Origin of the sequence: Agromyces salentinus (assembly GCF_009749395.1) — a bacterium.
In the GTDB taxonomy this organism is placed as follows: domain Bacteria; phylum Actinomycetota; class Actinomycetes; order Actinomycetales; family Microbacteriaceae; genus Agromyces; species Agromyces salentinus.
The window spans coordinates 216,624-237,659 of sequence record NZ_WBIR01000006.1; the positions used below are offsets into that span (position 1 = coordinate 216,624).

At 70.4% G+C, this 21,036-nt stretch carries 18 protein-coding genes; 6 read left to right on the plus strand and 12 right to left on the minus strand.

The genetic code is table 11. The annotated features are described in order from the left end of the window. Nucleotides 1-132: 132 nt before the first annotated feature. Nucleotides 133-1,269 carry a class I SAM-dependent methyltransferase gene (locus tag GQQ95_RS08170; RefSeq protein ID WP_157427162.1) on the minus strand — a complete coding sequence of 379 codons (1,137 nt, stop codon included), beginning with the start codon at nucleotides 1,267-1,269 and terminating at the stop codon, nucleotides 133-135. 81 nt (nucleotides 1,270-1,350) lie between these two features. Here GQQ95_RS08170 and GQQ95_RS08175 point away from each other — a divergent pair, with 81 nt between their 5' ends. Further along, nucleotides 1,351-2,058: a hypothetical protein gene (locus tag GQQ95_RS08175; protein ID WP_246205287.1), complete on the plus strand. Its 708-nt coding sequence runs from the start codon at nucleotides 1,351-1,353 to the stop codon at nucleotides 2,056-2,058. 48 nt (nucleotides 2,059-2,106) lie between these two features. Here GQQ95_RS08175 and GQQ95_RS08180 read toward each other — a convergent pair whose 3' ends face one another. The 4 genes from GQQ95_RS08180 to dnaK all read right to left on the minus strand — a co-directional run bounded on the left by GQQ95_RS08180 (nucleotide 2,107) and on the right by dnaK (nucleotide 6,105). Then, nucleotides 2,107-2,523, minus strand: a complete 417-nt coding sequence (locus GQQ95_RS08180) for a heat shock protein transcriptional repressor HspR (protein WP_157427163.1) — start codon at nucleotides 2,521-2,523, stop codon at nucleotides 2,107-2,109. 2 nt (nucleotides 2,524-2,525) lie between these two features. Further along, the gene (locus tag GQQ95_RS08185; protein ID WP_157427164.1) at nucleotides 2,526-3,518 is read right to left on the minus strand and encodes a DnaJ C-terminal domain-containing protein; all 993 of its coding nucleotides are present in this window, start codon (nucleotides 3,516-3,518) and stop codon (nucleotides 2,526-2,528) included. Nucleotides 3,519-3,649: 131 nt separating this feature from the next. After that, the gene (locus GQQ95_RS08190; protein WP_157427165.1) at nucleotides 3,650-4,234 is read right to left on the minus strand and encodes a nucleotide exchange factor GrpE; all 585 of its coding nucleotides are present in this window, start codon (nucleotides 4,232-4,234) and stop codon (nucleotides 3,650-3,652) included. 8 nt (nucleotides 4,235-4,242) lie between these two features. Beyond that, nucleotides 4,243-6,105 carry a molecular chaperone DnaK gene (gene dnaK, locus GQQ95_RS08195; RefSeq protein ID WP_157427166.1) on the minus strand — a complete coding sequence of 621 codons (1,863 nt, stop codon included), beginning with the start codon at nucleotides 6,103-6,105 and terminating at the stop codon, nucleotides 4,243-4,245. Between the two features lie 352 nt (nucleotides 6,106-6,457). On the opposite strand from dnaK, the gene GQQ95_RS08200 reads away from it, so the two are divergent. Together GQQ95_RS08200 and GQQ95_RS08205 are read left to right on the plus strand one after the other, a co-directional pair. Beyond that, nucleotides 6,458-7,984: a M1 family metallopeptidase gene (locus tag GQQ95_RS08200; RefSeq protein ID WP_246205289.1), complete on the plus strand. Its 1,527-nt coding sequence runs from the start codon at nucleotides 6,458-6,460 to the stop codon at nucleotides 7,982-7,984. A gap of 93 nt (nucleotides 7,985-8,077) precedes the next feature. Continuing rightward, nucleotides 8,078-9,268: a GTP pyrophosphokinase gene (locus tag GQQ95_RS08205; protein WP_170297013.1), complete on the plus strand. Its 1,191-nt coding sequence runs from the start codon at nucleotides 8,078-8,080 to the stop codon at nucleotides 9,266-9,268. A gap of 109 nt (nucleotides 9,269-9,377) precedes the next feature. On the opposite strand, the gene GQQ95_RS08210 is transcribed toward GQQ95_RS08205, so the two are convergent. Then, complete coding sequence (locus GQQ95_RS08210; RefSeq protein WP_157427168.1) at nucleotides 9,378-9,548, minus strand: hypothetical protein; 171 nt, start codon at nucleotides 9,546-9,548, stop codon at nucleotides 9,378-9,380. 682 nt (nucleotides 9,549-10,230) lie between these two features. Here GQQ95_RS08210 and GQQ95_RS08215 point away from each other — a divergent pair. Together GQQ95_RS08215 and GQQ95_RS08220 are read left to right on the plus strand one after the other, a co-directional pair. Then, nucleotides 10,231-11,109, plus strand: coding sequence for a serine protein kinase RIO (locus GQQ95_RS08215; RefSeq protein WP_157427169.1), 879 nt, complete (start codon nucleotides 10,231-10,233; stop codon nucleotides 11,107-11,109). Nucleotides 11,110-11,216: 107 nt separating this feature from the next. Next, nucleotides 11,217-11,798 (plus strand): hypothetical protein, encoded by a 582-nt coding sequence (locus GQQ95_RS08220; protein ID WP_157427170.1) that lies wholly within the window; start codon nucleotides 11,217-11,219, stop codon nucleotides 11,796-11,798. A 4-nt stretch (nucleotides 11,799-11,802) separates the two neighbouring features. Here GQQ95_RS08220 and GQQ95_RS19450 read toward each other — a convergent pair whose 3' ends face one another. Beyond that, nucleotides 11,803-13,191, minus strand: a complete 1,389-nt coding sequence (locus tag GQQ95_RS19450; RefSeq protein WP_212275350.1) for a YncE family protein — start codon at nucleotides 13,189-13,191, stop codon at nucleotides 11,803-11,805. Between the two features lie 372 nt (nucleotides 13,192-13,563). On the opposite strand from GQQ95_RS19450, the gene GQQ95_RS08230 reads away from it, so the two are divergent. After that, nucleotides 13,564-14,949 (plus strand): MFS transporter, encoded by a 1,386-nt coding sequence (locus GQQ95_RS08230; protein WP_157427171.1) that lies wholly within the window; start codon nucleotides 13,564-13,566, stop codon nucleotides 14,947-14,949. Nucleotides 14,950-14,961: 12 nt separating this feature from the next. Here the strand turns inward: GQQ95_RS08230 and GQQ95_RS08235 are convergent, their stop codons facing one another. The 5 genes from GQQ95_RS08235 to GQQ95_RS08255 form a co-directional block, all read right to left on the minus strand. After that, nucleotides 14,962-16,095, minus strand: coding sequence for an ABC transporter ATP-binding protein (locus GQQ95_RS08235; protein WP_157427172.1), 1,134 nt, complete (start codon nucleotides 16,093-16,095; stop codon nucleotides 14,962-14,964). Next, complete coding sequence (locus GQQ95_RS08240) at nucleotides 16,092-17,123, minus strand: ABC transporter permease (RefSeq protein ID WP_157427173.1); 1,032 nt, start codon at nucleotides 17,121-17,123, stop codon at nucleotides 16,092-16,094. The genes GQQ95_RS08235 and GQQ95_RS08240 overlap by 4 nt, the downstream gene beginning before the upstream one ends. 1 nt (nucleotide 17,124) lies before the next feature. After that, entirely contained in the window at nucleotides 17,125-18,105 is a 981-nt protein-coding gene (locus GQQ95_RS08245; RefSeq protein WP_157427174.1) for an ABC transporter permease, read from the minus strand. Continuing rightward, nucleotides 18,102-19,217, minus strand: a complete 1,116-nt coding sequence (locus tag GQQ95_RS08250) for an ABC transporter ATP-binding protein (protein WP_157427175.1) — start codon at nucleotides 19,215-19,217, stop codon at nucleotides 18,102-18,104. The genes GQQ95_RS08245 and GQQ95_RS08250 overlap by 4 nt, the downstream gene beginning before the upstream one ends. 128 nt (nucleotides 19,218-19,345) lie before the next feature. Beyond that, nucleotides 19,346-21,007, minus strand: coding sequence for an ABC transporter substrate-binding protein (locus tag GQQ95_RS08255; RefSeq protein WP_246205291.1), 1,662 nt, complete (start codon nucleotides 21,005-21,007; stop codon nucleotides 19,346-19,348). Nucleotides 21,008-21,036: the final 29 nt, after the last annotated feature.

Below are 21,036 nucleotides of genomic sequence, written 5' to 3' on the forward strand. Positions count from 1 at the left end.
TCGCGTCGCAGACGATCCGACCGGCGGGGCGTGACGCGGAGCCGAAGATCCGGTGAACACCCCGGGTCGCGAGGCGGGCGATCCCGGCGAGTTGTTCGAAGAGGTGGGCGCGGGCGGATCCGACGCCCCACTTCAGCGAGAGCGGCGCGACGCCGTGACCGTGAACTTCGGGTCGCGGGCGACCTGCCGCGTCGGACCGACGATCCGCTCGAGCGCGGACCGGTAGCGCAGGTGCGAGTTCCAGACGCACCACAGCTCGCCGCCCGGGGCGAGCACGCGCGCGGCATCGGCGAACAGGTGCTCGGCGATGCCGGTGTGCAGCGCGGCATCCGAGTGGAACGGCGGGTTCAGCACGACGAGCGGCTCGCTCGCGTCGGCGAGCAGCTCGAGCCCGTCGGCCTGGGTGACCCGCACGCGATCGCCGACGCCGTTGCGCTCCGCGGTCACGCGGGCGGATGCCGCGGCCGCCGCCGAGCGGTCGGTCGCCGTCACCACGAGCCCCGGCCGCGCTCGCGCCAGCCAGGAGGCGATGACACCCGTGCCGCACGCGAGGTCGACGGCGGTCGCGGCATCCGCCATCGCATCGTCGAGATGCGCGAGCAGTAGGCGCGTGCCGATGTCCACCGAGGTCGCCGCGAACACGCCGCCGTGGGCGGCCACGTCGAGGTCGAGGGCGGCATCATGCTGGACGCGCGGCCACGCCGGGGCCACGAGCTCGCGCGCCGGGCGGGGCAGGGTCGCCGTGAGCACCCGGGACTTCTGGCGGGCGTGCGACACGTCGACCCGCTCGAACCACGCACCGAGCACCTCGTTCATGCTCGTCGACATGTGCTTCTGGCGCCCGCCGGCGAAGACCGCGACTCCGGATGCCGTGTGGCCGGCGATGAGCGCCGCGAGCTCGTCGAGCCGGTCGAGGGAGCGCGGCAGCCGCAGCAGCACGACGCTCGCGCCGTCGAGGAGCTCGGGCGACAGCGGCATCGACCGGGGCGCGCGCTCGGCCGCGAATCCGAGGCGCGCGGCGTTGCGTGCGAGCGCCCGCTCGCCCGTCACGAGGTCCTGGTGCACGCGCACGCCCGTCGCGCCGAGCGCCGTGGCGCCGAGGGCGAGTGCGCCGTACGAGTCGTCGAGCACGACCACCGTGTCGGGGGTTGCGGCCGCGATCGCCGCGGAGGCCTCGTCGAGGATGAGCCGGTCGGCGGCATCGGACGCCTCGAGTCCGCGGCCCTCGACGTCGGGCTCGCGGCGCAGCCGCTCGAAGTCCAAGGTCACCCGGCAAGGCTACGCGGGCGGACGGCGCCGCACCGCTTCCTGAGTGCGGATCGCAGGCTCGTTTGCTACTCTCGGGCCCGCATGGGGAACGCACAGACCACCGGGGAACGAACGGCGGCTCGGCACAACGCCGAGCCGCGAGTCGTGCGCCCGCGCCGCGGCATCCGGCCTCTCGCCCTGCTCGCGACCCTCGCCGTGGGCGGCCTGCTCGCGACGATGGCGCTCGTGCCGGCCGCACCCGCCCCGTCGGTGTTCGCCGCGGGCGCCGACACCGTCCGGCCCGCCGTCGCGGGCCAGACCGTCGAGGTCGCCGAGGGCGTCGCGGCGCCCCAGGTCTCGCAGGAGTCCTACACCGCGGCGACCGGAGCGCAGACCCTCGTCGCCGGCGGTACGAACCTCGACTGGGCCAAGCTCGTGCTCGTCGAGGGCGACTGGCCCGTCACGGAGGAGAACGTCACCTTCATGATGCGGTGGATGCGTCAGGAGAACGGCGCCGACAACTGGTGGAACCGCAACAACCCGCTCAACAACGGGCAGGGCTCTGGCGGCGGTTCCGGCCTCGGCAGCTACGTCACGCTCGTCGAGGCGGCCTACTACGCGGCCGAGAATCTCAAGTCGGGGCGCTACCCCGCGGTCGACGCGGCGCTCGTCGACGGCACCTCCGCGGATGCCACGGCGCAGGCCATCTGGGCGTCGCCGTGGGCCTCGAGCCACTACGGGTACGGCACGCACTGGAGCTCGCGCCCCTACGACGTCATCGAGGCCCCGGCCTCCGCCTGGGGCCGCTGAGCCGATCACGCGACCCGACGGCCACCACTGCGCCGATCAGCGCCGGTGTCAGCCTCGGTCGAGCGGGCGCCAGACGACCATCGCCGTCTCGCGGCGCACGCGAGTACCCGACCGGAGCGTGACGACCTCGCCCTCGGCGCCGGCGGCGAAGACACGGCGGCCCGGGCGGTTCAGCATCTCGTCGGCGAGCATCGCCTCGAGTTCGCGCACGCGGGCCTTCAGCGTCGCGACCTCGTCCTCGAGCCCGAGCACGCGGCGGATGCCCTCGAGGCTCACGCCCTCGCTCGAGAGCTGCGCGATCTCGCGGAGCTGCACGACGTCGCGCATCGAGTAGCGCCGGGACTTGCCCGCGGTGCGCGTCGGCGAGACGAGCCCGAGGCGGTCGTACTGCCGCAGGGTCTGCGGGTGCATGCCGGCCAGCTCCGCCGCCACCGAGATGACGAACAGCGGGCTGGTCTCGTCCATGCTCACCCCCGGGCCCTCGCGATGAGGTCGTCACGGGGGTTCTCGTCGGGCAGCTCCGCCGCGAACTCGCGCAGCTTGTGCTCGGCCTCCTTCGACAGGTGCGCCGGTACGGCGACCTGCACGACGGCGAGGAGGTCGCCCGTGGCCTTCTTCGTCTCGACGCCGCGCCCCTTGACGCGGAGGACCCGGCCGCTGGGCGTGCCGGGCGCCACGCGGAGCTTGACGGGGTCGCCGCCGAGCGTGGGCACCTGGATGGTCGCGCCGAGCGCGGCCTCCACGAACGTGACGGGCACGTTCACGCGGAGGTTCAGCCCGTCGCGCTCGAACACCGGGTGCTTGCGCACCGTCACCGTGAGCACGAGGTCGCCCGGGGCGCCGCCGTCGGGTGAGGGCTGGCCCTTGCCCGCGACCTTGATCTTCTGCCCGTCGGCGACGCCGGCCGGGATGCGCACCGTGATGTTGCGGCCCTCGCCGGTCTGCAGGGTGAGCTGGTCGCCCTTGGTGGCCGTGATGAAGTCGAGCGTGGTGGTCGCGGTGACGTCGCGCCCCTTGGTGGGGCCGCCGGCTCCGCGGTATCCGCCGGTCGGCTGGCCGAACCGGCCGTTGCCGAACAGTCCGCCGAGCAGGTCGTCGTAGTTGCCGCCCTGCTGGTACGTGTACTGCTGGCGGCCGCCGCCGCCCTGGCCGAACATGCCGCCGAAGACGTCCTCGAAGCCGCCGTTGGCTCCGCCGCCGCCTGGCGCGGTGAAGCGCGCGCCGGAGCCCATGGCCCGGACGGCGTCGTACTCCTTGCGCTGCTCGGGGTCGGAGAGCACCGAGTTCGCCTCGCTGATCTCCTTGAACTTCGCCTCGGCCGCGGCATCCCCGGGGTTCGAATCGGGGTGGTACTTGCGCGCGAGCTTGCGATACGTCTTCTTGAGCTCGGCGTCGCTCACGTCCTTCGAGACGCCGAGCACCTTGTAGAAGTCCTTGTCGAACCAGTCCTGGCTGGCCATCGACACCTCGTCTCTCGGAAGTCTGGTGGAAAGGGTACGCCGGTCGGGAAGCGCGAAGGGCGTATCGAGACCGAGATGTGGTCTCGATACGCTCCTTCGTCGCTACTCGACCGCCGTGGCGGTGCGACTGGCTACGCGGGCGTCTTCACGACGACCTTGGCCACGCGGAGCAGCGTGCCTCCGAGCGTGTAGCCCGTCTCGACGACGTCGGCGACCGTGTCGGCCTCGACGTCGGGCGAGGGCTGTTGGAAGATCGCCTCGTGCTTCTGCGGGTCGAACGCCTCGCCGACCTCGCCGAACTTGGCCAGTCCGAGCCGTTCGACCGAGGCGCGGAGCTTGGCCGCGATCGTCGCGAAGGCCGACTCGCCCTCGAGGTCGCCGTGCTTCTCGGCCCGGTCGAGGTCGTCCAGCACGGGCAGCAGCACGGCCACCGTCGCGCCGATCGCGCGTTCCCGCTCGACCTCGCGGTTGGCCTCGGTGCGCCGACGGTAGTTGGCGTACTCGGCGGTGACCCGCTTGAGGTCGGCCAGGTGCTCGTCGGTCGGATCCTCGACCTCGGCGTTCGCGGCGTTCAGGATGTCCTCGACCGTGAGCTCGCGCTCGTCGGCCTCGACCTCGGCCTGCAACTCCTCGGGGGTGACGGACGCCTCGGCGCCCGCCACCTCCTCGGTGGCCTCGGGGTCGGGAACCTCGGGGTTCTCCTTCTCGTCTGCCATGCTCGGGCCTACTTCTTCTCGTCTTCGTCGTCGATGACCTCGGCGTCGACCACGTCCTCGTCGGACCCGGCCTGCTCGCCCGTGGCCGTCGCGTCCTCGCCTGCTGCGGCATCCGGTGCCTGCGCCTGCGCGTAGATGGCCTCGCCGAGCTTGCCCTGCGACTGCGACAGCTTCTCGAAGGCCGACTTCACGGCCTCGTCGTCGTCGCCCGCGAGGGCCGACTTCAGCGCGTCGACGTCGCCCTGGACCTCGGACTTGACGTCCGCGGGGAGCTTGTCCTCGTTCTCCTTGATGAGCTTGTCGGTCGAGTAGGCGAGCTGCTCGGCCGAGTTGCGCGTCTCGGCGAACTCACGGCGCTTCTTGTCTTCGGCGGCGTGCTCCTCGGCCTCGCGCACCATGCGCTCGATGTCGTCCTTCGGGAGGCTCGAGCCGCCCGAGATCGTCATCGACTGCTCCTTGCCGGTGCCCTTGTCCTTCGCGGACACGTGCACGATGCCGTTGGCGTCGATGTCGAAGGTGACCTCGACCTGCGGCACGCCGCGGGGCGCCGGGGCGATGCCGGTCAGCTCGAAGGTGCCGAGCGGCTTGTTGTCGCGCGTGAACTCGCGCTCGCCCTGGAACACCTGGATCGCGACCGACGGCTGGTTGTCGTCGGCGGTCGTGAAGGTCTCGCTGCGCTTGGTCGGGATGGCCGTGTTGCGCTCGATGAGCTTGGTCATGATGCCGCCCTTGGTCTCGATGCCGAGGCTCAGGGGGGTGACGTCGATGAGCAGGACGTCCTTGCGCTCGCCCTTCAGCACGCCGGCCTGGAGCGCGGCGCCGACGGCGACGACCTCATCGGGGTTGACGCCCTTGTTGGCCTCCTTGCCGGTCTCCTTCTTGACCAGCTCGGCAACGGCGGGCATGCGGGTCGAGCCACCGACGAGCACGACGTGCGCGATGTCGGAGAGCTTGATGCCGGCCTCGCGGATGACGTCCTCGAAGGGCTTCTTCGTGCGGTCGAGCAGGTCGCTCGTCATGTTCTCGAACTGCGCCCGGGTGAGGGTCTCGTCGAGGTTGGCGGGGCCGTTCTCGGTGAGCGAGAGGTACGGGAGCTGGATGCTCGTCGACATCGAGGAGCTGAGCTCCTTCTTCGCCTGCTCGGCGGCCTCCTTGAGGCGCTGCTTGGCGATCTTGTCGTTCGAGACGTCGACGCCGGTCGACTCCTTGAAGCGCTTGATGAGGTGGTCGACGATGCGCTGGTCCCAGTCGTCGCCGCCGAGGCGGTTGTCACCGGCCGTCGAGCGCACCTGGATGGTCGAGAAGTCGTCGTCCTTGCCCACTTCGAGCAGCGAGACGTCGAACGTGCCGCCACCGAGGTCGAAGACGAGGATGAGCTCGTCCTCCTTGCCCTTGTCGAGGCCGTACGCGAGCGCGGCGGCGGTGGGCTCGTTGATGATGCGGAGCACGTTGAGGCCCGCGATCTCGCCGGCCTCCTTGGTGGCCTGGCGCTCGGCGTCGTTGAAGTACGCGGGAACGGTGATGACGGCGTCGGTCACCGTGTCGCCGAGGTACTGCTCGGCGTCGCGCTTGAGCTTCTGGAGGATGCGCGCCGAGATCTCCTGCGGCGTGTAGCGCTTGCCGTCGATCTCGTCGGTCTTCCAGTCGGTGCCGACGTGGCGCTTGACCGACGCGATGGTGCGGTCGACGTTGGTGACGGCCTGGCGCTTCGCGGTCTCGCCGACGAGCACCTCGCCGTCCTTCGTGAATGCGACCACCGACGGGGTGGTGCGAAGGCCCTCGGCGTTCGCGATGACGGTGGGCTCGCCACCCTCGAGAACGGCGACGACCGAGTTGGTGGTTCCGAGGTCGATTCCTACTGCACGTGACATGTTGTCTCTCCTTCTGCCGGGGCCTCGCGAGCGGATGTCGCGGAATGCCCCCTGCGGTCGGCCCGGCCTTGCTGGCCCGCAACCGAAGTCGTCCTGATCGGAACTTGAGTCCCGATGACTCAAGCCTTCCAGCGCCGTCCCGACGTGTCAAGTCGAGTGCCGGAAAGTTGAGTACACATGACTCAACTCACAGCGGGCACGCAGTATTCCGCCGTCGGGCATCCGCATCCTGCAGCGGCGGGGCCCTGCATCGGCGCATCCGTGCGGCCGCGGCCACCGTGCTATCGGCCGAAACATGCGCGTCCTAGAGTTTCGCCGAAACGGGAAAACGGAACGGCGAGAAGGAGCACACGTGCGCGCAAGACGGATGAAGCTGGTCGGCGGCCTGGCGGTCGCGGTGGCCGTGGTCGGAGGGCTCGGTGCGACCGGCGCGGCCGCAGCACCCGGCGGCGGGGAGGGGCCGCGCTACACGGCCGGCGCCCCGGGCGCGGGCGACGCCTACTTCCCCTACGCGGGCAACGGCGGGTACGACGTCCAGCACTACGACCTCGACCTCACGTACGCCCCGCCCGCCCCCGAGCCGGCACCCCTCGAGGGCCGACTCGACGGCATCGCGACGATCGACCTCGTCGCCACGCAGGACCTCAACCGGTTCAACCTCGACCTGCGCGGCATGGACGTCCGGTCGCTGACCGTGAACGGCAAGGCGGCGACGGCGATCGCGCCGCCCGCGATCGGGGCGACGGTCGACGGCGCGGCGTACTGGCACGTCCAGGACGACGACCGCCGCGTCTGGGAACTCACCGTCCAGCCGCGCCCGAAGCTGAAGGCCGGGCAGCACGCCCAGGTCGTCGTCGAGTACGGCGGGACGACCACCGTGCCGCTCGACATCGAGGAGGCGGAGTACGGATGGGTCACCACCCGCGACGGCGCCATCGTCGCGAGCGAGCCCGACGGATCGATGACCTGGTACCCCGTCAGCGACCACCAGACCGACAAGGCGAGCTACGGCTTCGAGATCACCGTGCCCGAGGGCAAGGTCGTCGTGGCCAACGGCGTGCAGTCCAAGCCCGAGGAGACCTCCGGCGGGTGGACCACCTGGTTCTGGGACGCGCCCGACCAGCAGGCGAGCTACCTCACCACCGCCTCGGTCGGCGACTTCGACCTCCGCGAGACGACGTACTCCTCGAGCGGAGTGCCGATCATCGACGCGGTCGACACGAAGCTGAGCCCGGCCCGGCTCGCGACGACGAACGCGAGCCTCGCCCGGCAGGCCGACATGATCGACTTCTTCGAGAGCCGCTTCGGCGCCTACCCGTTCAACTCGTTCGGCTCGATCGTCGACAACGACTCGGTGGGATACGCCCTCGAGACCCAGACCCGCCCGGTCTACTCGAGCCAGGCGAGCCAGGGCACGGTCGCGCATGAGCTCGCGCACCAGTGGTTCGGCAACGCCGTGAGCCCCGAGCGCTGGCAGGACATCTGGCTCAACGAGGGCTGGGCGACCTACGCGACCTGGCTCTGGACGGAGCAGAACGGCGGGACCACGGCGCAGCAGGCGTACAACGCCTGGTACGCGCCGGCGCGCACCACCGCCTACTGGTCGCTGCAGATCGGCGATCCCGGGCCGCTCGGCCTGTTCGCGAGCCAGGTCTACAACCGCGGCGCCGCGACGCTCCACGCGCTCCGGGTCGAGGTCGGCGACGAGGCGTTCTTCGCCGCCACGCAGCTCTGGCTCGAGCGCTACGACGACTCGGCCGGCACGGCCGAGGACTTCCAGGCGGTCTTCGAGGAGGTGTCGGGCGAGGACCTCGACGGGTTCTTCCAGACCTGGCTGTACGGCCAGGCCAAGCCGCCGGCCACCTGGACGCTGCCGTAACCGCAGCCCTCGGGCGATCGGCCCCGCGAGCCATCCGGCGCGCGGGGCCGATCCTGCGCACACGCACCGGTGACGACGCACTACCCTGCCGGTGTGGACGCACCCGACCAGGACGAGCAGTTCGTCGCCGCGGAGCTCGCTCGGTACGACCGTGAGCTGCGACAGTACCGACGGCTGCGAAGCCGCATCCAAGCCGACTTCGTACGGCGACTCGAAGGCGCCGGATTCCGCTACTTCCACGTGTCGGCGCGCGTGAAGTCCCGCGAATCGTTCGAGCGCAAGGTGCGCCGCGCCCCCGACCGCGAGGTCGGCGACATCCTGGGCGTCCGGGTGGTCGCGCACTTCGAGGGCGACCTGCCCGCCATGGAGCGGGTCGTGCGCGAGGCGCTCATCGTCGACGACGACTCCTGGGTCGACAAGTCCGAGCTCCTGCCGATCGACGCGTTCGGCTACCGGTCGGTGCAGTTCGTGGGGCGCATCCCCGAGACCGCCGACCCGGCGGGCGCCAGTGCGGAACCGACAGGTGGACCCGAGGCATCCGGCGCGCCGCAGGTCGAGGTGCAGCTGCGAACCGCGCTGTCCGACACGTGGTCCGAGCTCGAGCACGACTTCCGCTACAAGTCGGCCCGACAGTTGCCCCGCGAGGTCGACCGGCTCTTCGCCCTCTCGGCGGCCCTCCTCGAACAGGCCGACGAGAACCTCGATCGCATCCGCCGGCAGGTCGACGACGCGCGTACCGCCGGACCCGCCACCCGCGGCGACGGCGGAGGGGAGCGCGGCTACATCGGCCGCTTCATCCAGTACGACGGGGACTCGCGAAGCCTCGACCAGATCGTCACGGCCGCACTCGACGTGCCGTTCGGCGTCGTGACCGGCTCGGGCCGCGAACTGCGCAGCGTCGTCCGCGCCGCCGGCTGGCACCGGTACGACGCGCTCGTCGACGGATTCGCCGAGTTCTCGGAGCTCGGGCGTCGCCTCGCGATCGCCTGCGCGAGCACGACGCACGACCTCCTGCTCTCCGATGCGGAGCCCACGCGCCCCGCCCGCGCGTTCCGGGGCATCGGCACCTACTGGACGGCGCTCGCCGCGGCGCTGATCGGCGGCGAACCGATCCGCGAGAGCCGCGTGCCCGATGGTCGCCTCTCCGAGTTCCGGGTCGTCGCGACCTACCTCTACGAGCATCCGGATGTCTCGGCGCTCGGCGTGCGCCGCCGCTACGGTGCGATCGCGGCACCGGTCGGCACGCTCGACGACGCGGCCTTCCCCCGGATCACGCTGGACTGACGGCGCTCGGGGAGGTGTCCAGGAGAACGCGGGATCCAACCCCCACGGATCAGGCGACGTCGGATGTCGCTCGCTCGGCGCCCTGACCGTTCACGTCGTTGCGCGGCCGTCAGAACGCGGCGCCCGCGAGCGACCCGACGACCGTGTCCGCTGGGTACCAGACGAGGCAGGTGACGCCGCGGTCCCCCTCCGCCCATGTCTCGGCGGTCGGGAAGACGGCGTACACGTCGAGCGCCGAGTCCTCGAAAGGCGATCCCGACGAAGTCGGCGAATCGGGCACGGCACCCCTCGGTCGCCAGGGACTCGATGTCAGGGCCCGGATACGACGAGCCGTCGAGCGCGTAGGCGGCGTACGCCTCGTCATCGTGGGCCTCCTCGCACGGGACGATCGAGTCGGGTCCGCTCCGCGCCTCCTTGCGGACGTCGAGGCACTGGCCGACCTCCGGATGGAACGGCGCGGGCGGCCCGGTCGGACGGGGTGCCGTCGTCGGCGCGGGGCTGGTGTCTCCTGACGGCGTCGCGACCGGCGAGGGCGAGGGCGTCGGCAACGAGGCTGCTGATCCGGATGCCGCGGACGGCACGGGATCCGTGCCCGAGCACGCGCTCGCGCCGAGCACGAACGCGAGCCCGATCATCGACGCGATGGCGCTGCGCGCCCTGCGGCGAGATTGCGTGGAGCCAGTGGTCACGTTGCGGGACTCCGATCGAAGGCGTCGCGGGTGCCGGTACCGCGGGTACCGACCCGATCCACACTATGCCGGTCGCTCTGGACAGGCACCGCGATCTGGGCGTATCGTGTCGCGAGCCGCAGTCGCGGCATCCGCCCACCGAGTTGAAGGGAGCGCATCATGACCGACGCCTTCGTCGCGCGTTTCGCAGACCCCCTTCCTTGCGAGGCCTCCAGCCTGTAGCCGTCACCCGGCCGGGCGCACCGGTGGCCTCCCTCTCACTCGGAGAACACCGTGACCTTCCTCTCGTCTCTCGACGACACCTCCCCCGCGCGTCTCGACGCGGCATCCGATTCGAACCACCTCGCCTTCCAGACCGCGGAACCGGGCGAGGGCCAACGCTGGTCGACCTGGCCGGCGACCACTCCAAGCGAGCGGGGCCCCGAACCCCGACCCGACTGGCTCGTCACCTCCGCAGCGGCGATCGACACCGAGCTCGGCGTCGTGAAGACGGGCAAGGAGGGCGACGTGTTCCTCATCGAGCGCGCGATCCCGGATGTCCCGACCGACGTCGCCGGCAACGCGGTCGTGCTCGCCGCCAAGCGCTACCGCGGGAGCGAGCACTCCGACTTCCACCGCTCGACGATCTACACCGAGGGTCGTGGACTGCGCCGCACGCGCGACGTGCGCGCCGTCGCGAAGGGCACCTCGTTCGGGCGCGCGGTCGCGCGCGTGCAGTGGGCGAACGCCGAGTTCGATGCCCTGTGCCGCCTCACGGAGCTCGGCGCGGCCGTGCCGTACCCCGTACAGGTCGGGGAGACCGAGGTGCTCATGGAGTTCATCGGCGACGGACGGGTCGCCGCACCGCGGCTCGCCCAGGCGCGGGCGTCGCAGCCGGAGCTCCGCGACCTCTTCGGGCAGGTCGTCGAGTTCATGCACGTGCTCGCCGCCAACGGGCTCGCGCACGGGGACCTCTCGCCCTACAACCTGCTCGTGCACCACGGCCGGGTCGTCGCCATCGACCTGCCGCAGGTCGTCGACCTCGTCTCGAACCCGCAGGGCCTCGACCTGCTGCATCGCGACTGCGTCAACGTGTGCGACTGGTTCACGAGGCAGCGGCTCGAGTGCGACGCCGAGCAGCTCTTCGGGGAGCTCGTGGCCGTGATCTGGTGACTGGCGCGTCGGCGCTGCGACTCGCGCGCAACCGGCGGCCGGGCGCGCCGGCGCATCAGGGACAACCCCGATGCGCCGGCTCCGAGGCGACCCCTAGAATCTCGGCCATGACTCGTGGCCGCCACCGTTCGCTCCTCATCGCAGTGCTGCTCGCGGGAGGTGCGACGCTCGCCGGATGCAGCGCCGCGGCGCCCGGCGACGGTGAGCCCTCGACGGCCTCGACCTCCCCTTCCTCGTCCGCCTCGGCCACCGCCACGGCCACGCCCGCGGCGAGCGAGGAGCCGACGACCGAGCCGGCTGCCGCGACCTGCGAGACGGTGCTCACCGAGGAGGCGTACGCCTCGTTGGCCGCCGACGGGCTCGACCCGGTCGAACTCGGCGAATCGACCTTCTACCCGATCGCCGATGACCTGGTCGCGGCCGGCGCCCTCGCCTGCAAGTGGGGCAAGCCGTCGTCGGACATCACCATGACCGTGGTCCAGCTCTCGGGGATCGACGTCGCCGCATCCGAATGGCCGGCCGCGCTCGCGGCGGAGGGGTACGTGGAGACCGGCGACCCGGTTCCGGGCGCCTACACCGGCCCGCCGGAACCCGGCACGGGCATGCCCTCCGCGGTGATCGTGACGCCCGACCGGCTCACGTTCATCAGCGCTCCGTCGCACGCGACGGACATCGCGCCGGCGTCCTGATCGCTCAGCGCCGAACGATCCGGCGCACCCTCGGCAGGGCGAGCAGCATCGCCGCGGCCGCGAGGAGCCCCGCGCCGAGCCAACCGGCGGATGCCGGGTCGACACCGGTCGCGGGCAGGCACGGCTCGGTCGCCTGAGCCGGGCACGGCACCGCATCCCCGGCCGGCTGCGTCGTCGGCGTCGGCGTCGGCGTCGGGCCGGGTGACGGATCTGGCGTGGGCGTCGGGTCCGGAGTCGGTGTCGGATCAGGGGTCGGCGTCGGCGTCGGCGGGGCGACCACAGCCAATGCCGCGACCGCACTGGCGACGGGGTCGAAGAGGTCGCTGTCGACCACCGCGCGGAAGAGGGCACCGTCATCGGCGAGCGCCGCGGTGACCGAGACCGTTTCGCCGGTCTCGCCGGCCAGGTCGGTCCACGTCGTGCCGCCGTCGTCACTGCGCTGCCACTGCAGGCGCTGCCAGTAGTCGGTCACCGTCACGGTGAACGTCGCCGTCTCGCCGGGCTCGACCGTTTGGTCGGGCGCGGCCTGCGCCGTCGGCTTGGTGAAGACGAGGAGTTCGTCGCTGCCACCGCTGGTCGCGTAGACCCGCTGCGCGTCGCCGGACGGCTCCCCCCAGACCCGCACCGACTCGACGTTGTCGCCGATGGCCGTGGTCGCGAGCACGCCCGTGTCGTAGTCGTAGCTGACGATGCCTCCCGTGAGGCAGGCGATGTAGGCCCGGCTGCCCGACGGGTTCACGTCGAGGAGGCGGGGCCCGCAGGTGAGGCTCGCGGTCACCAGCGTCGTCGGATCGTCGGGGTCGTAGCCGCTTACCGAGACCGGGGTGCCGGAGTTCGTGCTGATCACGCGCTGCTGCGCGGGGTTGTACTCGACGCCCCACGGGACGTCGCCGGTCTGCACGTAGGTGCCGAGCGACAGCGTGCCGTCGCCCGCGACGTCGACCTGCTGGACCCCACCCGGTGAGGTGGGCCTCGTGAAGAAGACCCGATCGCCGTCACCCTCGCCGACGCCACGGGCACCGCCGGGCACGTCGATGGTCCGCGGTGCGGCCGTCGGATCGACGGTCGAGAACTGGTACTGCGGGTTGAAGAGCGTCGCCGCGTAGACGTACTCGCCGCCCGGATCAGCGGCGAGCGCGACGAATCCACCACCGCCGGTGATCACGGCCGGCGCGGGGTCGGACCCCGCGACGACCTCGGCGTACGGATAGACCCGGACTTCACCCGGCTGGTAGAACGACACCCAGATCTGCGAGCCGTCGGGCGTGATGACCACGGATGTCGGGTTGACGTCGGTCGCCGGACCGAAGTCGATCGAGGCGACCTCCGAGAGCGTCGCGACGTCGAAGACCTGCAGGCTCGCATTGCCCCCGTCGCCTCGATTGATGACCACGGCGTTCACGCCGTCGGGACTCAGTGCGACGTCGATCGGGTAGCGGCCGGTCGCGACGGCCGCATAGGTCTCGGCCGGATCGGCGATCGCGGGGCCGGGCGGCGACCAGCAGCGCGAGTGCCGCGACGCTCGCCGCGACCAGCGCGGATGCGAACCGTGACCGTCGCCGACTGAGTGCCGCCATCATCCCCCCTCGGACTGCTGACATCCCAGCGTGTCACACCCGCGCCGCCAGCGGTACCGGGAGCGTCGAAAGAGTAGTGTTCCTGCAGATCACCGACGATCGACCGCGCGGCAGCGCGGCACCGGCGGGCGGCGGCTGCTCGCGGCATCCGTCACCGGCCGTTCACCCGAGCGAATGAGACTGCTGGCATGACCGACCCGACCGACGCGCCCCGCAACTTCCCGCCGTCGCACCTGACGCCGCCCGACGGAGCCGCGGCCACGATCGGCGTGCCGACCGAGCAGGTCGAGGCCGTGACCGAGGCTGGCGCGCGCAAGGGCCGCATCCTCGCCTGGGGCCTGTGGGACTGGGGTTCCGCCGCCTTCAATGCGGTCGTCACCACGTTCGTCTTCACGGTCTACCTCACGAGCGAGTCGTTCGGGCCGACCGGCACCGTCGAGGCGCAGCTCGGCTGGGCGCTCGCCATCGCGGGCCTGTTCATCGCGGTGCTCGCGCCGATCACGGGCCAGCGCTCGGACACGAGCGGGCGCCGCAAGTTCTGGCTGGCCGTGAACACGTACATCGTCGTCGCGATCACCCTCGCGATGTTCTTCGTGCTGCCGGAGCCCGAGCACCTGCTGCTGGGGCTCTTCCTCGTCGCCGCGGGCAACGTCTTCTTCGAGTTCGCCGGCGTGAACTACAACGCCATGCTCGTGCAGGTCTCCACCCCGCGGTCGATCGGCAAGGTCTCGGGCTTCGGATGGGGCATGGGCTACATCGGCGGCATCGTGCTGCTGCTGGTCGTGTACTTCGGCTTCATCCAGCCCGAGGTCGGCCTGTTCGGGGTCACCTCCGAGAATGGGCTCGACATTCGCGTGACCGTGCTCGTCTCGGCACTGTGGTTCGGGCTGTTCGCGCTCCCCGTGCTGTTCGCGGTGCCCGAGTACCGCAGCCCCGCCGCCGTCGACCGCGGCAAGGTCGGGTTCTTCGCCTCGTACGCCCGGCTCGGTCGCGACATCAAGCGGCTCTGGAGAGAACAGCGCAACACGGTCTGGTTCCTGCTCTCGAGCGCGGTGTTCCGCGACGGCCTGGCCGGCGTCTTCACGTTCGGCGGCGTGCTCGCGGCATCCGTCTTCGGATTCTCGCCCGGCGAGGTCATCATCTTCGCCATCGCCGCGAACGTCGTCGCCGGCATCTCGACCATCGCGGTCGGCACGCTGGACGACCGGCTCGGCGCCAAGCCCGTGATCATGACCGCGCTCATCGGGCTCATCATCAGCGGCATGCTCGTCTTCCTCCTGCACGACGGCGGGCAGATCGTGTTCTGGACGGCGGGCCTCGCGCTCTGCCTGTTCGTGGGCCCGGCGCAGTCGGCGAGTCGCACGTTCCTCGCGCGGCTCATCCCGGCGGGTCGCGAGGGCGAGGTGTTCGGCCTCTACGCGACGACCGGGCGCGCGGTGAGCTTCCTCGCCCCCACGGCGTTCGCGCTGTTCGTGACGATCGGCGGGGCGCCGTACTTCGGCATCCTCGGGATCGTGCTCGTGCTCGCCGTCGGCTTCGTCCTCATGTTGTTCGTGAAGGCGCCCCGGGCCTGAGCCGATCGGCGGTCAGGTCTGGGACAGCTCCGCGGGGACGGGCAGCGGCTCCTCGCCGACGGCGCGCACGGCGGCCGGATCGTGGCGCAGGCACGCGACCGAGCGACGCGGATCGTCGCCGGGCACGTTCGGGTAGACGAGTTCGGGGTTGACCTTCGAGCAGGCGTCGAACGCGAACTCGCACCGGTCGCGGAAGGGGCATCCGCCGCCCAGCTTCGAGAGGTCGGGCGGAGAGCCCGGGATGCCGATGAGCTCGCGGCGCGGCCCGCGCAGCGGGGGGAACGAGTGCAGGAGCGCGGAGGAGTACGGATGCCGCGGCCGGTGGTAGACGTCGAGCGCGGCGGCATCCTCGACGATCTCGCCCGCATACATGATCGCGATGCGGTCGGCGATCTCGATGAGCAGCGACACGTCGTGCGTGATGAAGATGACCGAGAAGCCGAGGCGATCACGGAGCTCGGCGATCTGCTCGACGATCTGGCGCTGCATGACGACGTCGAGCGCGGTGGTGGGCTCATCCATGATGAGCACCTGCGGGTCGAGGGCGAGCGCCATCGCGATCATCACGCGCTGGCGCATGCCCCCCGAGAGCTCGTGGGGGTACGAGCGCAGCCGGTCGGGTGCGATGCCGACGAGGTCGAGCATCTCGGCGGCGCGCTCGAGCGCCTCCTTCTGCGTCGTCTTCGGCTCGTGCGCGCGGATGCCGTCGGCGATCTGCCGGCCGATGCGGTACACCGGGTTCAGCGAGTTCATGGCGCCCTGGAACACGATCGCCATGTCCTGCCAGCGCGAGGCGCGCAACTGTGTCTCGTTCAGGCGCAGCAGGTCGGTCTTCACGCCCGATCGGTCGGTGAACAGCACCTCCCCGCCCGTGATGAGTCCGGGCGGTGGCAGCAGGCGCGTTGCCGCGTAGGCGAGCGTCGACTTGCCGCATCCGGACTCGCCCGCGAGTCCGAGGACCTCGCCCCGGCCGAGCGTGAGCGAGACCTGACGCAGCACGTGCACCGGGTCGTCGTCGTAGCCGTAGTCGACCGAGAGGTTCCTGATCTCGAGCACCGGGTCCGCCGAGGGCGTGAGCCGCTGGAGATGGCCGGGCGAGGCGAGCGACGTGGCGCCCGCACCGTCGAGGGGGTCGGTGAGGGTCATGCGCGGTCCTCCTTGGCTTCGCGCACCACGGGGGTGAAGCCGATACGGGGGCGGATGCCGCGCTTGCGCAGTGACCTGGCGTTCTGTGCGGTCGAACGCAAGCGCGGGTTGACGAACTCGTCGATGCCGAAGTTGATGAGCGTGAGGGACATGCCGAGCAGGGCGATGCAGAGGCCCGCCGGGACGAACCACCACCAGGCCCCGCGCTGCAGGGCGAGCTGGGACTGCGCCTGGTAGAGCACCGTGCCCCAGTTCCACTCGCCCGTGTCGCCGATGCCGATGAACGACAGCGTGATGAGGGAGAGGACGGCGAAGGCGACCGTGCCCACGAACCCTGACGCGATGATCGCGGTCAGGTTCGGCAGGATCTCCGCCGTGATGATGCGCCAGGTGCTCTCGCCGTTGGAGCGGGCGGCCTCGACGAAGTCGCGGCGCCGCAACGACAGCGTCTGCGCGCGCAGCACGCGCGCTCCCCAGGCCCAGCCCGTGATGGCGATGACCACGGCCACCGTGACACCGCCGACCGACGGCAGCTGGCCGGCGATGATGATGATCAGCGGCAACTGCGGGATCACGAGGAACACGTTGGCGAGCACCGAGAGGCTCTCGTCGCCGAGACCGCCGACGTACCCCGCCGTGACGCCGATCACGACGCCGATGGCGGTCGCGAGGATGCCGGCGACGAAGCCGACGACGATGACGCCGCGGGTGCCGACGAGGATCTGCGAGAAGACGTCCTGCCCGAGGTGGGTCGTGCCAAACCAGTGCTCCCACGAGGGCGGCTGCAGCACGTCCTCGCTGCGCGCGCTCGGGTCGTACGGCGCGATCCACGGGCCGATGATCGCGATGAGGAAGAAGAAGGCGAGGATCACCAGTCCGGCGACGGCCTTGGAGTTGCGGAGGAAGAGCAGCTTGGGCCGCTTGCCGCGTCGCCGTCCCGGCGCCGCGGAGACCGCGCCGGTCATGGGCGCCTGCGACGGCTTGGCGAGCTCCTCGCCCTCCTCGACGATGTTGATGTCGATCGTCATCTCAACCCTCCTGACGGGTGCGCGGATCGAGCACCCCGTAGACGAAGTCGGCCACGATGTTGGCGAACAGTACCGCCACCGTGATCACGAGGAAGATGCCCTGCATGAGCGGGTAGTCCTTCGCGGCGACCGCCGTGAAGAGGTAGTACCCGATGCCCTGGTACGAGAACACGATCTCCATGATGAGCGTGCCGCCGACGATGAAGCCGAGCGAGAGCGCGAAGCTCGACACCTGCGGCAGGATCGCGTTTCGGGCGGCGTAGCCGAACAGCACGGTGCGCTCCGAGACGCCCTTGGCTTGCGCCACGGTCACGTAGTCCTCGGAGGAGACGGTGACCATCATGTTGCGCATGCCGAGGATCCAGCCCGAGATCGAGGAGATCACGATCGTGAGGGCCGGCAGCGTGCCGTAGTAGATGACCGAGCCGATGAACTCCCAGGAGAACGTCGGCACGAGCGAGCGGTCGTAGCTGCCGCTCGCGGGGAACCAGCCGAGCGTGACCGAGAAGATCGTGATCGCGATGAGCGCGAGCCAGAAGTACGGCACGGCGGAGAAGAACGTCGAGATCGGCAGCAGCGAGTCCGCCCAGGTGCCGCGGCGCCAGCCGATGCCCGAGCCGATGACCGTTCCGATCGTGAAGCTGATGATCGTCGCGATGCCCACCAGGCCGATCGTCCACGGGATCGCGCCGGCGATGACGTCGGCGACCGGCGTCGGGAAGTAGGCGAAGGAGGTGCCGAGGTCGCCGCGCAGGATCAGGCCCCAGTAGTCGAGGTACTGCTGCCAGAGCGTGGTCTCCTTCTCGAGGCCGAACAGCGTGCGGAGCGCCGCCTCGGCGTCGGTGGAGATCCGGCCCTGGTTCTTCGCGATGAGCGCGCGCACCGGGTCGCCCGGCATGATGCGCGGGATGAAGAAGTTGATCGTCACGGCCGCCCAGAACGTGATCACGTAGAAGCCGAGTCGGCGAAGGAAGAACCTCATGCCAGGGCCTCCGTGATGTCGCTGAGCAGGGGCTTGTCGGCCCGGTCGGAATAGCCCCAGCAGGCTGCTTCGCGACCTTCGCCGACCGACAGGAGCGGCGGGACCTCGGTGCGGCAGAGCTCGGTCGCGAACGGGCAACGCGGGTTGAAGCGGCATCCGCTCGGGGGCTTCACGAGGCTCGGCGCCTCGCCGCGTGCGCCGCGGGCGCGGGCCTCGAGGTCGTCGGGGTCGGGCGCCGACCGCACGAGCAGCTGGGTATACGGATGCTTCGGGTCCTGCGTGACCGACTCGGAGTCGCCGGACTCGACGATGCGGCCCGCATACATGACCATCGTGCGGTCGGCGAAGTAGCGCGCCGAGGCGATGTCGTGCGTGATGTAGAGGATCGCGATGTGCAGGCGATCGCGCAGGTCCTGCAACAGGTTCAGGATGCCGAGGCGGATGGAGACGTCGAGCATCGAGATCGGCTCGTCGGCGAGGAGCACTTCGGGGTCGGCCGCGAGGGCGCGCGCAATGGCGACGCGCTGGCGCTGGCCGCCCGACAGTTCGTGGGGATACTTGTCGATGTAGCGCTCGGCCGGCTTCAACTGCACGCGCTCGAGCAGTTCGACGAGGGCCCCCTCCAGCTCGATGCCGCGGAGGCGCCCGCGATGGATGCGGATGCTGCGGGTGAGCATGTAGCGCACCGTCTTCACCGGGTTCAGCGACCCGAACGGGTCCTGGAAGATCATCTGCACGCGGCCGACGTAGCGGCGGAAGGCGCGTCGGCCTTTGGCCGTGGCATCCTCGCCGTGCAGGAGGAGACGTCCGCCCGTGGTGGGCATGAGCTGCGCGAGCAGGCGGGCGATCGTGGACTTGCCCGAGCCGGACTCGCCGACCAGGGCGAGCACGCGGCCGCGCCGGAGTTCGAAGTCCACGCCATCGACGGCGTGCACGACGTCCCGCGAGCCGACGCCGCGGAGCTTGAAGTGCTTCTGCAGGCCGATCGCCTGGAGTACGACTGCGCCGTCGGTTGGGGTGGACGCGTCGGGTGCGTCAGGGGCGGATGCAGCTGCTGATGCGTCGGTTGGGACCGATGGATTCGGCGCCTCGGAGGAGGAGGAGGAGGACATTCGGGGTCACCTCTTGGTCGGAGCTCTACGTTGAGTGTGGGTGCGGCGGATGCACGTGGCATCCGCCGCACCTCATCGTCACATCCTGCGGGATGTTCCGGATGAACCGGGCCGGACCCCGGGCGGGGTCACTCGCTCGGGGTGAGCTTGGACAGGATGAGCGCGGCCTGCGGACCCGTCGGCTGCGGGTTCGCGTAGGGGTCCTCGCTCGTCGGGAACCCGGTGTAGTTCTGCGTGGAGTACTGCGCCACGGCGGGACGCGACCAGATCACGATGCCCGGGACGTCCTCGACGTAGTGCTTCTGCACGACGTCGAGTGCGGCCTGGCGGTCGCTGTCCTCGGTCGCCGACTTGTACGTCGCGAGCGCCTCGGTGACCTCGTCGTTGTTGTAGCGGCCGAAGTTCCAGTTGGCGGTCTCGCCGAGCGGCACGTAGGAGGCGCCGTCCATGATGTTCGAGTACAGGTTCCACGGCGTCGATCCGGCGTCGGTCCAGTGCAGCGACGCCTGGAAGTTGCCGAACGGGATGGTGTCGTTGAACCAGGTGTCCTGCACGATCGCGTCGACCGTGGCCTCGGCGCCGAGTGAGGCGGCGCCCTCGGCGATGATGCCGAGCGCATCGAGGTAGTCGGTCCAGCCGCTCGGGTTGGTCAGAGCGAAGGAGACCGGCTCCCCGTCGGGGTCGACGAGCTTGTCGCCGTCGTAGGTGTAGCCCGCGTCCGTCAGCACCTTCTTGGCGCCGTCGACGTCGACCTCGAGCTCCTGGCCCTCGTACTCCGCCGAGATGAAGGCGTCGCCCGACGGCTGCGGCAGGCCGGTGACGCTCGTGATCTCGGGCCAGACGCCGTAGCCGGCGGTGGCGGTGATGTCGGCGTGGTCGATGACCATGTTGAGCGCCTGACGGAACGCGACGTTGTCGAACGGCTTCGTCTCGTTGTTCAGGTACAGCACGTCGACGCCGAACCCGCCGCCGGCGACCTGGTTGAAGTGCTCGGGGTTCTTCGCGATGTACGTGGACTCGTAGTCGGGGATGAAGGTCCAGCCCCACTGCGCCTCACCCGTGGTGAGCGCGGTCGTCAGCCCGGCGTTGTCGTTGTAGGCGTCGTAGCGGAGCTCGCCAACCTTCGACTTGCCGCCCCAGTAGGTCTCGTTCGGGGTGAGCGTGACGGCCTGCGGGCTGAACGTCTTGAGCGTGAACGGGCCGGTCCCGACCATCTCGTCGTCGCTGAACGTGACGGCGTCCTCGCCCTCCCAGATGTGCTTGGGGACGATGAGGAGCCTGTAGAGCTTGACCTCGTTGACGTACTGGCCAGTCGTGAAGTTCACGACGACCTTGCCGTCCTCGACGGTGATGTCGCCGTACTGGTCGGGGAAGTCGATGTTCAGCTCGGGATTGTCCTTGCGGAGCTGGATCGAGAAGGCGATGTCTTCGGCCGTGAAGTCCTCGCCGTCGGACCACTTCACGCCCTCGCGGGGCGTGATGGTGGCCTGCGTGTACTCGGGGTTCCACTCGACCGACTCGGCGAGCCACGGCGTGGGGGCCTCGGTCGGGTCGATCTCGTTGTTCTGCATGAGCGACTCGTAGACGACGAAAGCGTACCCGAGCGACAGCGATGCCGATCCGGTGGCGAGTGGGTTCTGGTTCGGCTGCTGCGGACCGTTCGGCATGCCGACGGTGAGCACCTTCGTGCTCGTTCCACCGCCGTCTCCGCCGGTGTCTGCGCTGCACCCCGTGAAAGCCAGGCCTGCGGCGACCAGAATGGCCCCCGTGGCGAGGATGCTCTTTCGCATTTTCATGCCTCCTTGCATTGGATGTGTGG